The 12193-nt window shown below is 69.8% G+C and carries 16 protein-coding genes; 5 read left to right on the plus strand and 11 right to left on the minus strand.

Translation table 11 applies throughout. The annotated features are described in order from the left end of the window. Positions 1-91: 91 nt before the first annotated feature. Together ACSMXV_RS12180 and ACSMXV_RS12185 are read right to left on the minus strand one after the other, a co-directional pair. Positions 92-535, minus strand: coding sequence for a hypothetical protein (locus ACSMXV_RS12180; protein ID WP_473177659.1), 444 nt, complete (start codon positions 533-535; stop codon positions 92-94). A 294-nt stretch (positions 536-829) separates the two neighbouring features. Beyond that, positions 830-1513, minus strand: coding sequence for a helix-turn-helix domain-containing protein (locus ACSMXV_RS12185; RefSeq protein WP_473177660.1), 684 nt, complete (start codon positions 1511-1513; stop codon positions 830-832). A 206-nt stretch (positions 1514-1719) separates the two neighbouring features. Between ACSMXV_RS12185 and ACSMXV_RS12190 the strand changes: the two genes are divergently transcribed. The 3 genes from ACSMXV_RS12190 to ACSMXV_RS12200 are packed head-to-tail and all read left to right on the plus strand — an operon-like array spanning position 1720 to position 4033. After that, positions 1720-2340 (plus strand): cytosine permease, encoded by a 621-nt coding sequence (locus ACSMXV_RS12190; RefSeq protein WP_473177661.1) that lies wholly within the window; start codon positions 1720-1722, stop codon positions 2338-2340. Then, positions 2283-3272: a cytosine permease gene (locus ACSMXV_RS12195; RefSeq protein ID WP_473177662.1), complete on the plus strand. Its 990-nt coding sequence runs from the start codon at positions 2283-2285 to the stop codon at positions 3270-3272. The genes ACSMXV_RS12190 and ACSMXV_RS12195 overlap by 58 nt, the downstream gene beginning before the upstream one ends. Continuing rightward, a complete protein-coding gene (locus tag ACSMXV_RS12200; protein WP_473177663.1) occupies positions 3269-4033 on the plus strand; it encodes an aspartate/glutamate racemase family protein in 765 nt (254 codons plus the stop codon). Before ACSMXV_RS12195 ends, ACSMXV_RS12200 begins: the two co-directional genes overlap by 4 nt. Positions 4034-4120: 87 nt before the next feature. On the opposite strand, the gene pip is transcribed toward ACSMXV_RS12200, so the two are convergent. The 3 genes from pip to ACSMXV_RS12215 all read right to left on the minus strand — a co-directional run bounded on the left by pip (position 4121) and on the right by ACSMXV_RS12215 (position 7168). After that, entirely contained in the window at positions 4121-5101 is a 981-nt protein-coding gene (gene pip / locus ACSMXV_RS12205) for a prolyl aminopeptidase (protein ID WP_473177664.1), read from the minus strand. A gap of 19 nt (positions 5102-5120) precedes the next feature. Continuing rightward, positions 5121-6263, minus strand: coding sequence for an MFS transporter (locus tag ACSMXV_RS12210; RefSeq protein ID WP_473178903.1), 1143 nt, complete (start codon positions 6261-6263; stop codon positions 5121-5123). A 128-nt stretch (positions 6264-6391) separates the two neighbouring features. Then, entirely contained in the window at positions 6392-7168 is a 777-nt protein-coding gene (locus tag ACSMXV_RS12215; protein WP_473177665.1) for a uracil-DNA glycosylase, read from the minus strand. A 120-nt stretch (positions 7169-7288) separates the two neighbouring features. Here ACSMXV_RS12215 and ACSMXV_RS12220 point away from each other — a divergent pair, with 120 nt between their 5' ends. Then, positions 7289-7756, plus strand: a complete 468-nt coding sequence (locus ACSMXV_RS12220; protein WP_181862195.1) for an RNA-binding S4 domain-containing protein — start codon at positions 7289-7291, stop codon at positions 7754-7756. 6 nt (positions 7757-7762) lie between these two features. On the opposite strand, the gene ACSMXV_RS12225 is transcribed toward ACSMXV_RS12220, so the two are convergent. The 3 genes from ACSMXV_RS12225 to ACSMXV_RS12235 form a co-directional block, all read right to left on the minus strand. Beyond that, complete coding sequence (locus ACSMXV_RS12225; protein WP_473177666.1) at positions 7763-8260, minus strand: DoxX family protein; 498 nt, start codon at positions 8258-8260, stop codon at positions 7763-7765. Positions 8261-8383: 123 nt separating this feature from the next. Beyond that, a complete protein-coding gene (locus tag ACSMXV_RS12230) occupies positions 8384-9064 on the minus strand; it encodes a class I SAM-dependent methyltransferase (protein WP_473178904.1) in 681 nt (226 codons plus the stop codon). A gap of 97 nt (positions 9065-9161) precedes the next feature. Further along, on the minus strand, positions 9162-9479 hold the full coding sequence (locus ACSMXV_RS12235; RefSeq protein WP_473177667.1) for an acyltransferase domain-containing protein: 318 nt from the start codon (positions 9477-9479) through the stop codon (positions 9162-9164). A gap of 168 nt (positions 9480-9647) precedes the next feature. On the opposite strand from ACSMXV_RS12235, the gene ACSMXV_RS12240 reads away from it, so the two are divergent. Continuing rightward, entirely contained in the window at positions 9648-9911 is a 264-nt protein-coding gene (locus ACSMXV_RS12240; protein WP_473178905.1) for a DUF6343 family protein, read from the plus strand. Between the two features lie 36 nt (positions 9912-9947). On the opposite strand, the gene ACSMXV_RS12245 is transcribed toward ACSMXV_RS12240, so the two are convergent. From ACSMXV_RS12245 to ACSMXV_RS12255, 3 genes are all read right to left on the minus strand, one after another. Beyond that, entirely contained in the window at positions 9948-10319 is a 372-nt protein-coding gene (locus tag ACSMXV_RS12245) for a tetratricopeptide repeat protein (RefSeq protein ID WP_473177668.1), read from the minus strand. 96 nt (positions 10320-10415) lie between these two features. Beyond that, complete coding sequence (coaE, locus tag ACSMXV_RS12250; RefSeq protein WP_473177669.1) at positions 10416-11027, minus strand: dephospho-CoA kinase; 612 nt, start codon at positions 11025-11027, stop codon at positions 10416-10418. Between the two features lie 122 nt (positions 11028-11149). Then, on the minus strand, positions 11150-12088 hold the full coding sequence (locus ACSMXV_RS12255) for a PAC2 family protein (RefSeq protein WP_473177670.1): 939 nt from the start codon (positions 12086-12088) through the stop codon (positions 11150-11152). Positions 12089-12193: the final 105 nt, after the last annotated feature.

Here is a 12193-nt window from a genome sequence, read left to right on the forward strand (position 1 = left end):
CCCTTCGCCGCCGACTGCACTGGGCGACGGCGCGCACGGTTGGGGAGGGCGGCGAGGTGGTCCGCTACGTGATCGAGAAAGGTTTCGTCATTCATCGTGTGGTGGGCGGCCGGGGTGCGCCGATCGTCAGGTTTCCGACCGATCCGGCCTGGATCGCGGTGCGGTGCTGCGCGCCACCCTTGATCGTATTGTGCACGGCCACTTGCCGCTGCGCGGACGGGACGGGACCCAACTCATCGAGCAGCGCGCGCAGTTGGGCAGCGGCCGCCGGGTCCGAACGCAGAGTGCGCCGCAGCCGGTTGCGCCACTCCGCCTGCACGGCGGCCTCGGCGTCCTGGTCCTCGGCGCCGCGTGCCGCGATAAGTCGGGCACGCGAGGCCTCGAGCTCGCCCTCGACCACTGCCTGGTCGCCGCCGCGACGCCGCGAGAAGAACGCGACGGCCCGGTCGCGTGCCTGCGGCCATCGGTCGGTCACCATCTGCTGCACGAGCGCCGTCGCCCCCGCTGCCGCCAGTGCACTCAACTCCGCGTCCACCGAGCCCCCTTGTCGCTCGTCGCCGCTCCAGCCGACGCCCACGTTATCCCGGTGGCTCGCGCCGAGTATCCGCCCGCCTACGCAGAGCACCCCTCACGACACACGTAACCCGAGGCCACACGCCAACCGAACTCCCAACGCACCTCGGGCGCGTCCCGCTTCCAAGCGCCACCGCCACCTCCACCGCGGCCGAACCTCTACGGCGCCCACAAGAACGACCGGTTCACACCTCGGCGCCGGCGCAGCGGGCGCGCTCGGCGGCGGTGAGAAAAGCGACCGGTATCCGGCCCCCGCTCAGCGGTGGATGATGAGCCACGTGGCGACGGCCGTCGCGGTCTCCGACCTGTTGCTGACGATGTGCGGCCGCTGGCACGGGTAGGTGATCGAGTCACCGGCGCCGAGGGTGACCGTCTCGGACTCGAACTCGATGGTGAGTTCTCCCTGGGTGACGGTCCCCACCTCGTAGCCCTCGTGCTTGAGGAACTGCCGGTGCACGTTCGAGACAGAGCCGGGCGGATACGTCGACTCGAAGAACTCGACGTCGGGCGTGGGCACGGGCGACAGCCGCCGGAAGACGACGCCGCCGTCGAGGAATACGGGGGCCACCTCCCAGGAACGCCGGACGGCGAAGCCTTCCACGGGCGGCTCGGGTACGCCGCCCTCGTCCGTCGCGGTGTACTCGCCGGTCTCCGAGGTGTCGAAGACAGCGGCGAGCGGCACATCGATGGCCGAGACGATGGCGATGAGTCTGCTGACCGAGGGGCGCATCGTGCCCCGCTCGATCTGGGACACGGCGCTGGCCGAGATGCCGAGTTCGCGGGCGAGAGCACGCAACGACTTCCCTGAGCGGAGCCGGAGTTCGCGCAGCCGTTCCCCGAGGCGCTCATTGGTGATCGCCTCGATCTCCGCACGCCCGGCCGCCACCGCCTCGGCGCCGGCGTCGGTGCTGGTGCCGGAATCCGGCATCTTGGCGGTCACGGCTCGTCTCCCCCAAATGCGACCCATTGTTTACATGGCCGAAAAACAGTTCCGGGTGTGAAGGGCTAGCTTAACGAACGCCACAGCTGTTAAGTGTCCACTTAACGATCGTGCCAGAAGTCCCGCCGCCACGCTACTCCAGCCCTCCCCCCTCGAAGGCGGTCGCTCCACCCCAGCCTCCCCGAGTCCGACGCCCTGGAGCTGTCATGACCGACCACATAGAAGCGCCCGTCCGGCAGGCCGAGCCGGCCCCGTCGGGCCACGAGCCGCACTACGACCCCAGCCTGACCAACGAGGACTTGGCGCCCATCAAGCAGCAGACCTGGTCCTCGTACAACATCTTCGCCTTCTGGATGTCCGATGTGCACAGCGTCGGCGGCTATGTCACCGCGGGCAGCCTGTTCGCCCTCGGCCTGGCGAGCTGGCAGGTGCTGTTCGCGCTGCTGGCGGGCATCGTCATCGTCCAGGTGTTCTGCAATCTGGTCGCCAAGCCCAGCCAGGTCACGGGCGTGCCCTACCCGGTGATCAACCGCGCCATCTTCGGTGTGCTCGGCGCCAACATCCCCGCCGTCATCCGCGGCGCCATCGCGATCGCGTGGTACGGCGTGCAGACCTACCTCGCCTCGCAGGCGCTGCTCATCATCTTCATGAAGTTCTGGCCGGGCTGGTCCGCCTCGCTGAACGACACCACGTTCCTCGGCCTCTCCCGCTCGGCTACATCTGCTACGCCATCCTCTGGGTCGCCCAGGCCGCCGTCTTCTGGCGCGGCATGGAGTCGATCCGCCGTTTCATCGACTGGGCGGGCCCCGCCGTCTACGTCGTCATGATCGTCCTCGCCGGATATCTGGTCAGCAAGGCCGGCTGGGAAAACATCAGCCTCAACCTCTCCCAGGGCGAGCACCTCGACTTCGGCGCGTCCATCCCCGTCATGCTGAGCGCGATCGCCCTGGTCGTTTCGTACTTCTCCGGACCCATGCTCAACTTCGGGGACTTCGCGCGGTACGGAAAGTCCTTCGCCGCGGTCAAGAGGGGCAACCTGCTCGGCCTCCCGGTCAACTTCCTCTTCTTCTCCATCCTGACCGTGATCACCGCCTCGGCCACCGTGCCGGTCTTCGGCAAGCTCATCACCGACCCGATCCACACCGTGGAACAGATCGACACCACGTTCGCGATCCTGCTCGGCGGGCTGACCTTCGTCATCGCGACGATCGGCATCAACATCGTCGCCAACTTCATCTCCCCGGCCTTCGACTTCTCCAACGTCAGCCCCCAGAAGATCACTTGGCGCGCCGGAGGCATGATCGCCGCGGTCGGCTCGGTGATCCTCACCCCGTGGAACTGGTACAGCAACCCGGACGCCATCCACTACACCCTCGGCCTGCTCGGCGCCCTCATCGGACCGCTGTTCGGCATCCTGATCGCGGGCTACTACGTGATCAGCCGTCAGCAGGTCCATGTGGACGACCTGTTCACCCGCGACGTGGGCGGGCGCTACTGGTTCAAGGGCGGCTACAACCCCAACGCGGTCTGGGCGACGATCCTCAGTGGCGTGCCGACGATCGCCTCCGTCCTCGTGCCCAAGATGCTGCTCGACCTGAAGCTGACCACGGTCGACCTGACGGAGATCGCCGACTACAGCTGGTTCCTGGGCTGCGCCCTCGGCTTCGTGATGTTCATCGCGCTGGAGCGGCGCTCGCCGCGGATCATCGTGACGCCGCCCGCCGAGGCCGGGGATGAGGCGCAGGTGACCGCTCCGTGACTCGTGTCCGAGTCATCAACCCCAACACCAGCTGGGCCATGACCGAGAGCATCGGCCGCCAGGCTCGGGCTGCGGCGGCGCCGACCACGGTGATCACGGCCGTCAGCCCGAGCATGGGCCCGGAGTCCATCGAAAGCCACTACGACGAGGCTCTGGCCGTGCCCGGAGTCCTCGCCGAGATCGCCGCGGGCGAGTCGGCGGGGGTCGCGTCGGGGGCGGGAGCGGCGGACCGAGCGGACGGCTATGTCATCGCCTGCTTCGGGGATCCCGGTCTCGACGCCGCGAGGGAGCTCGCGGCGGGGCCGGTGGTCGGGATCGCCGAGGCGGCGATGCACACCGCCACCCTCCTCGGACGTGGCTTCAGCGTGGTGACCACCCTGTCCCGAACAGTGGGACACACCTGGGAACTCACGCGGCGCTACGGCTTCGAACGGGCGTGCCGAGGCGTGTATGCCTGCGAGATCCCCGTACTCGATCTCGACGATCCCTCCCCTGAGACGGTCAGGGTTCTGACGGAGGTGTGCCGGGAGGCAGTGGCCAAGGACCGGTGCGACTCCGTCGTCCTCGGCTGCGCAGGGATGGCACCGCTGGGCCCCGCGCTCAGCCAGGAGATCGGAGTACAGGTCATCGACGGTGTGACAGCCGCCGTGAAGCTCGTCGAGTCCCTGGTCGCCCTGGGCCTGCGGACCGGCAAACAGGGGGAATACGCCGCACCGCGTCCCAAGAAGTACTCCGGTCTGCTGAGCGAGTTCACCATCTGAGCCCGGCATCCGCCGTGATGGTGGGCGGTTGGGGCGCGCCGACCCGTTCTCGGGGTCGGCGCAACCTCGGTCGGCCCGCGTGACCGCCTACGTCTCCGTCTCCGAGCCCTTGCCTGCGTACTTGTCCGTGGCCGCCACCAGCGCCTCCGCGACAGTGGGCGCTCCCGCGTTGTGCCCCACGTCGTCCACGACGATCAACTCGCTGTCCGGCCAGGCGTGGTGCAGCCGCCACACGGTGCCCAGCAGGTTGCCGAAGTCGAGGCTGCCCTGGACCAGCGTGCCGGGGATGCCCTTGAGCAGCGGGGCGTCGCGGAGGACGACGCCGTTCTCGTTGCCCTCGCCGAGGAAGTGGTCGCCCGCGAAATAGTGGGCGACGATGCGGGCGAAGGCGGCGCGGAAGACGGGGTCCTCGTAGCGCGGGACCGAGCGCGGCGGTGCGGGCTCCATCGCCGTCTCCCAGTCGGTCCAGGCCCGGGCGGCCCTCGCCCGCACCTCGGCGTCGGGCGACTCCAGCAGCCGGTTGTACGCGGCCGCGAGATCGCCGTCGCGCTCGCCCTCCGGCACGTGGTCGCGGAACCGGGCGAACGCCTCGGGGAAGACCTGCCCGAGGCCGCGCGTCAGCAGCGCCACCTCGGGACTCGAGCCCGTGGCCACACCCGTGAGGACCAGCTCAGACACACTGCCCGGGTGCGTCTGCGCATACCGCAGACCGAGCACCGAGCCCCACGAGACGCCCCACACCAGCCACCGCTCGATGCCGAGATGGCGGCGCAGCAGCTCCAGGTCGGCGATCAGACGATCCGTCGTGTTGACGCTCATGTCGGTGTCGTACGCGCTCGCGTGCGGTGTCGAACGGCCGCAGCCGCGCTGGTCGAGAAGGACGACGCGGTACGCGGCCGGGTCGAAGAGACGGCGGAAGTACGGCGTGCAGCCGGAGCCCGGCCCGCCATGCAGCACCACGGCGGGCTTGCCGCGCGGATTGCCGCAGACCTCCCAGTACACGTGGTTGCCGTCACCGACGTCGAGCATGCCGTGGTCGTACGGTTCGATGTCCGGATAGAGAGGCATCCGGGCACACTAGCCCGCGCTACGGCTGGGTCGCCTGCACATTTCTCATCCGCCCGTACGCGTACACGCAGCCCGCGAGCGCCAGGTCGGACAGCAGCATGAAGCCGATCGAGTACGAGTCCTTGGCGCTGTAGATGGCGCCCATGACAAGGGGCGGAACGAAACCGCCGAGGCCGCCCATCGCGCCGACGATGCCGGTGACGGAGCCGACCTGCGGTTGTGGCGTGACTCTGGAGACGAGCGCGAAGACACTGCCGCTCGTGGTGCCGAGGCCTGCCGCCATCAGCAGGAAGCAGAGCGTGCCGACCGGATAGAGCGCCGGGTCGAAGGACTGGACGATGGCGAACAGCGCGACGACACCGAGCGCGACGCAGGTGACGATCGCGGGGTGGATGTGGTCCGAGAGCCATCCGCCGATCGGCCGGAAGACGACCGTGACGAGGGCGAATCCGGCCGCCTTGGTACCGGCCTCCGTGGCGCTCAGGTCGTACCAGGTCTTGAGATACGTCGGCAGGTACACGCCGAACGCGACGATTCCGCCGAACCCGATCGCGTACAGCGCGGACAACTCCCAGGTCACCCGCAGCCGCCCCGCCTGGCCGAGTCGGGTGCCGAGCGAGGTGGTCGGCACCGGTCGGCCGGGCCGGTCGGTGATGAGGAACGCGCCGAGCACGGCGAACGCGGCGAGCGCGATGGCGACCACGATGAACGGCAGCGTCTCGCCCTGCTTGGCGATACGCGGCGTGAAGTATCCGGACAGCGCCACACCGCCCATGCCCATGCCGAAGACCCCGAGCGCGAAGCCCCGGTGAGCCGGCGGAAACCATGAGTTGACCAGCGGAACGCCGATCGCGAAGGTCGTGCCCCCGAGGCCGAGCAGAAATCCCACGACGAGCATCGCCCCGTAGCTGCCCCGGGCAGGGATGACCAGCAGCACCGGAATGATGGTGAGCGCCGTGACCAGCGGGAACATCAGCTTCGCGCCGTAGCGGTCGGTGAGCGCGCCCGCCGGGATGCGGCCCAGCGAGCCGACGAGCACCGGGATCGCGACCAGGAGCGACTGCTGGAAGGAACTCAGGCCCAGATTCTCCTTGAAGTCCCCGCTGAGCGGCGAGATCAGGTTCCAGGCCCAGAACGTGAGCCCGAACCCGATCGTGGCCATGATCAGGTTCCGGTACGCGGCCGCGGAGGGAGCAGTCGTCGGGCCGCCCTCGGCCACCGAGGGGGCGGTGGTCTTGGTCTCTTTCACGCCCCCACGCTAGAAACAGCCGTCCGGGGCAGCCCGATCTACTACTCCATACGAGGTGACCCCGCCGCTGCGTCGTCCGGGCGCCCCGCCGCTCCCGCACCCGGTGACCCCGCGGGCATCAGGCCTGCCACCTGGGCGGCCGTCCGGAGCACGTCCCGCAGCATGCCGGGGGTGAGCTTCCCCGTGAAGGTGTTGCGCTGACTGACGTGGAAGCAGCCGAAGAGTTCGAGAGGGGGGCCGGCGTCCGCGCCGGGCAGGGTCAGGCGGGCGCCGTGCGCGAAGGCCGGGCGGGGGCGAGGCACGGCCCAGCCGGCCGCGCCGAACGCCGGCAGCGCGGCGTCCCAGCCGAAGGCACCGAGTGCGACGGCCGCGCGCAGATGCGGGCGCAGCAGTTCCAGCTCACGCACCAGCCACGGCCGGCACGTGTCGCGTTCCTCGGGCGTGGGCTTGTTGGCGGGGGGCGCGCAGTGCACGGGTGCGGTGACGCGGACTCCCCGCAAGGTAAGCCCGTCGTCGCGCGAGACGGCGTCGGGGCTGGAGGCGAGGCCGAGGTCGTGCAGCGCCGCGTACAGCACATCGCCCGAACGGTCTCCGGTGAACATCCGGCCGGTACGGTTCCCGCCGTGCGCGGCCGGCGCCAGGCCGATGATCAGCAGCGACGCGGTGGGCGGGCCGAAGCCGGGAACCGGGCGGGCCCAGTACGTCCAGTCCGCGAAGGACGCCCGCCTGGTCTCCGCGATCTGCTCGCGCCACTCCACCAGCCGTGGGCAGGCACGGCAGTCGGAGAGGGCGGCATCGAGCTCGGCGAGGGTGCGCACACCTCCACCGTAAGCGCGCGGAGATGCGCGCAGAGCGCAGAGATACGCGGAGCGAGGAGAGCAGCGATACGCGGAGAAAATGGGTCCGGGCCTGCCGCCACGGGGCACTAAGGTCGACACATGGCTGGTCGAGACATGGCTTCAGGTGCTTCAGGGGCTTCAGGGTCTGCGGACGGCGCGGCGGGCGCTGCCGGTGAGGGATCCGTGCGCGTCGACAGCTGGATCTGGTCCGTACGTCTGGTCAAGACGCGGTCGATGGGGGCCGCCGCATGCCGTGGCGGACATGTGCGGGTCAACGGCGAGCGCGTGAAGCCCGCCCACGGTGTACGCGTCGGCGACGAGGTACGGCTCCGGCACGAGGGGCGGGAGCGGATCGTCGTGGTGAAGCGCGTCATCCGCAAGCGCGTGGGTGCGCCGGTCGCCGTCGAGTGCTATGTCGACAACAGCCCGCCGCCTCCGCCTCGCGAGGCCGTCGCCCCGGCAGGCGTACGCGACCGGGGCACCGGCCGCCCGACGAAGCGCGACCGCCGCGAGATGGAACGACTGCGCGGGCTGGGCGGCCCTGGCGGGCCGCCCACCGGACAGTAGGTCTGCTCACGGCCGCGCGCCTCGCCGGATGAGGCGCAGCAGGTCGGCGTTGTACTGACGGCGCGCCCAGGCGATGAGGGCGAACGGCACGATGAAGATCACCGGTGTAGCCGCGTACTGGCCGTCGAAGGCCACGATCTGCGTGACGAACGCCCCGATCATCAGTCCGACGAAGGCCACGGATGTCACCGAGGACAGCACCGGGATCAGCAAGGCGATGGCTCCGGCTAGTTCGAGGGCGCCGATGGTGTACATGCCGCCCGCGCCCCAGCCGATCTTGTCGAAGGACTCGGCCGCCGACGGATGCGCGATCAGCTTGGGCAGCGCACTCGCGAACGCGAAGAACAGGGCGAGCAGCACCTGAAGGGTGAGCAGCGCGAGGTGGAGACGGCGGCCGCGGGGCCTGGCGGCGTCGTTCCCGGCGGCGGAGGTGGCCCCGGCGGAGGCGGTGGTCTCGGGGGTGGCGGTGGTCTCAGAAGCGGCGGGGGTGGTCGTCTCGGACATCAGGGTCTCCTCGGTACACGGGTGCCGTTCGGGTAGTTCGGCTGTCACCGGGTCAGACGGGCGCCGCCCACCGAACTCATCGGTCGCGGACCGAATTTCCACGCTCGCTCGTGATCGATACACCTAGCGGACCGGCAGCGCCCGCACCCACGTCCCGTCGTCCGTCAGATACCGGTCGACCGTCAGACCGGCTTCCGCAAGTGCCCCCTCGAAGGCCTCCCTTGTGAGCGGTCGGGCCAGGAACGTCTGAGTCCATGCCGCGTCCGGGAAGACATACTCCGCGCGCACCGAGTTCACGCCGTCCCCGACCGGCTCCGCGGACACCATCCGTACGGTGAAACCACTCGGGTCGACCCGCTCCCTCGGCAGATTCGTGTGGTAGTCCTCCCCTTCCCGCTGGATCAACACGCAGCCGTCGTCGGCGACATGACGCCGACAGGTGTTCAGCAGGCCGCGCCGCACCTCCACGTCTCCTGCGTGCACCAGGAAGGAGGCGAGCATCACCACGTCGAACGTCTCGCCGAGGTCCATCCTCTCGATGGGCGTGCATATCGTGCGCGCTCCGCGGACCCGCTCCAGCATCTCGGCCGACTCGTCCACAGCCGTGACCGTGAAGCCGCGCTCCAGCAGCGGATGCGTCACCCGCCCCACACCGCTGCCGAGCTCCAGGATGTGCGCCCCCGCCGGCACCGCCCCGGCGATGATGTCCGGCTCGTCACCCACGGGCAGCCGCGCATACAGCTCGACCGCGCAGCCGTCCGGCGTGATCGCGCCGGGCCCCGTCCCCTCGTATCCCTCGCGCATCTCACCGCTTTCCTTGCGCGTCTCGCCGACTCCCTCGCGCGTCTCGCCGCTCATGGCCTGCCACGCCCCCTCCCCGGCCTGTTCCCTCTGCCCGGCGCTACAGCGGAAACCAGCCGTGCCCTCCGTACCAGTGCCCGCCCGCGCGGAGATGGTCAGCGTCGCGCACGAGACCGCTCACGCACCGCTTCAGGAGCCACCGCACCGCCGGGTCGCCTGCCACCCGCTCCCGCAGCCCGACCAGCTCGTTGATGTCCTCGTGCGGCACGGCGAGGTCCAGGAGGATGTCCGGGAGATCCTCCGCGGACGGAATCACGGCTTCCACCCCGGGCTCGCCCGCGCTCTCCATTTCCTTCAGCCAGTCGGCGGTCCCCTCATCGCCCCTGAGTGCGTCCAGAACATCCGATGTGCCCGGCATGGTGTCGTCCCCCAGTTCCCTCCGCGCTCACTGCCAGGACCAACGTGCACGATCCCCGGCGAGTGCCGCCCGCGACTACCTCATACGGGTGAAACCACGCTCACCCGGAGCCCCGCGTTCGCCCCATCCCTGGAGGGGTACTCCCGCGCGGAGGGAGTAGTGATGGCGATGCGTACAGGTAGTGAACCGGTGACTGCCCGCAGTCCCCTGCGGATGCGCTTCTGGCTCAGCGTCTGGGGCCTGATCATCACGGTCGCGGGCACGGTGGCGTTCGCCCTGGCGGGGCGTCCGGGATGGGCGGCCGCGTGCGCCGCCCTGTGGCTGATCACGGTCATCGACATGGCGCTGATCCTCCGGCACATCCGCGAGGGTCCGCGCTACCAGCCAGGACGCGACGTTCCGCCGTACCCGCCGCCCGACGACCGCTGGTGACGGCGCCGGCTCCTCGTCGGATCGGTGTGTCCTGCGTCAGGACTCGAACCGCGCTGCCTTGACGTACTGCGGTTGCGGGTCGAGCGCTGCGGCGAGCCGGAAATGCCGCAGGGCCTGCTCGGGCTTGCCCGCGCGCTCATAGGTACGGGCGAGCGCGAAGTGGGCGAACGCGTTGTCGGGCTCGCGTTCCAGGACGATCGTGAACTCGAGCTCGGCAGGCCGCAGTTGCGCCGCGGCGAAGAACGCACGCGCGCGCAGCAGCCGTGCAGCGGTGTTCTCCGGGTGCACGGCGATGACCCGGTCCAGCAGCTTCACCGCACCACGCGGATCACGGGCGGCGAGCAGTTGCTCGGCCGCACGGAAGTCGATGACATCGGTTTCCGGCGTACGTTCGACATGTTCGGGCACGGCTGAGTCCTTCCCTGACTGCACGTGTTCAACGCCCGCCGCATGCCTTGCTATTCCACGGAAGGCGGACGACGCAGCGTGCCGGGACCGGCTACTTCAGCGCTGGGCCGCGCCGGACGCCCTCTCCGCCAGGTCCCGCCACACCGTCTGGACTCGTTGCCGCAGCTCAGCGAGGGGCACATCGTTGTCGATCACGATGTCCGCGATCTTCAGCCGCTTCTCTCTGGTCGCCTGCGCTGCCATCCGCGCCCGCGCGTCCTCCTCGGTCATGCCACGCAGGCGCACGAGCCGGTCGAGCTGGGTCGCCGGGCTCGCGTCGACGACGACCACCACGTCGTATAGGGGGGCCAGGGTGTTTTCGGCGAGCAGCGGCACATCGTGGATGACGACGGCGTCGTCCGGGGCGGCGGCCTCCAGTTCCGCGGAGCGATCCCGCACCAGCGGGTGCACGATCGAGTTCAGCACGGCCAGCCGGCCGGCGTCGGCGAAGACGATCGCGCCCAGCTTCGGGCGGTCCAGCGAACCGTCCGCGCGCAGGACCTCCTCGCCGAAGGCCTCAACGATCGCGGCGAGCCCCGGAGTTCCGGGCTCGACCACCTCTCGTGCGATCTTGTCCGAGTCGATCAGAACCGCGCCGCACTCGACGAGCAGCCGCGACACCACGCTCTTGCCGGCACCGATGCCTCCGGTCAGGCCCACTCTCAGCATGTCCGGAAGCTTAGGCCCTCGCCTCGCGCACCGCTCCGCTCGGCCCGGGTACAGCGCCCGGGGACCCGGTCTTCCGCCTCGGTTCCGCGGCCGCGCTGAAAATCCCCCGGTGCCGCATGCCGCTAGGCGTCGCCCTCCCGCTCCGCCAGGAACCGTTCGAACTGCCGGCCGAGCTCGTCGGCGGACGGGATGTCGGCCGGTTCCGCGAGCATGTTGCCGCGGATCTCGGCGCCAGCCGCGGCGTCGTACTGGTGCTCAAGGCCCTGAACCAGCGCGACGAGTTCCTCGTCGCCCTCCCGGATCTGCCGGTCGATCTCGGTCTGCGTACGGTGCGCGTCGGTACGCAGGGAGTGCGCGATGCCCGGAAGTACCAGTCCGGTCGCGGCCGTGATCGCCTCCAGGACGGTCAGTGCAGCGTCGGGATACGGTGAGCGAGCAATGTAGTGCGGAACGTGTGCGGCGACGCCGAGCACGTCGTGTCCGGCCTCGGCGAGTCGGTACTCGAGCAGCGACTCGGCACTTCCTGGCACCTGTGCCTCTTCGAAGGGGCTGCGGTGGCCGGGGACGAGATCGGTGCGGTTGCCGTGCGGGGTGAGCCCGACGGGCCGGGTGTGCGGGACACCCATGGGAATGCCATGGAAGTTCACCGACAGCCGCACGCCGAGCCGCTCGACGACCTGCTGGACGGCGGCCGCGAAACGCTCCCATTCGACATCGGGTTCGGGGCCGGACAGCAGCAGGAAGGGCGCCCCCGTGGCGTCCTGGACGAGCCGCACGTCCAGCGTGGGAACCTCGTAGTCCGTCCAGCTGTCGCGCTTGAACGTCAACAGCGGGCGACGGGCGCGGTAGTCGATAAGGCGGTCGTGGTCGAAGCGCGCCACGACCTGGTTCGGCAATGAGTCGAGGAGACGGTCGACGATCTGGTCGCCGGTGTCGCCCGCGTCGATGTAACCCTCGAAGTGGTAGAGCATCACCAGTCCCGCCGACTCCTGTGCGAGCGCCATGTCGACGGCGGTGAGCCCCTTGGGCTCCCATGCGTACAAACCCTGCGGATCAAGCACTGTGACCGCTCCTCCTCGTGTTCGTACAGCAGAACGCGCAACAGAGCGCGGGCATTCCCGTCCGCGCCCGTGTACACCCGGCTCGTGCCTGTGCGTCTTACGTGC

Source organism: Streptomyces sp. DSM 42067 (assembly GCF_055792885.1).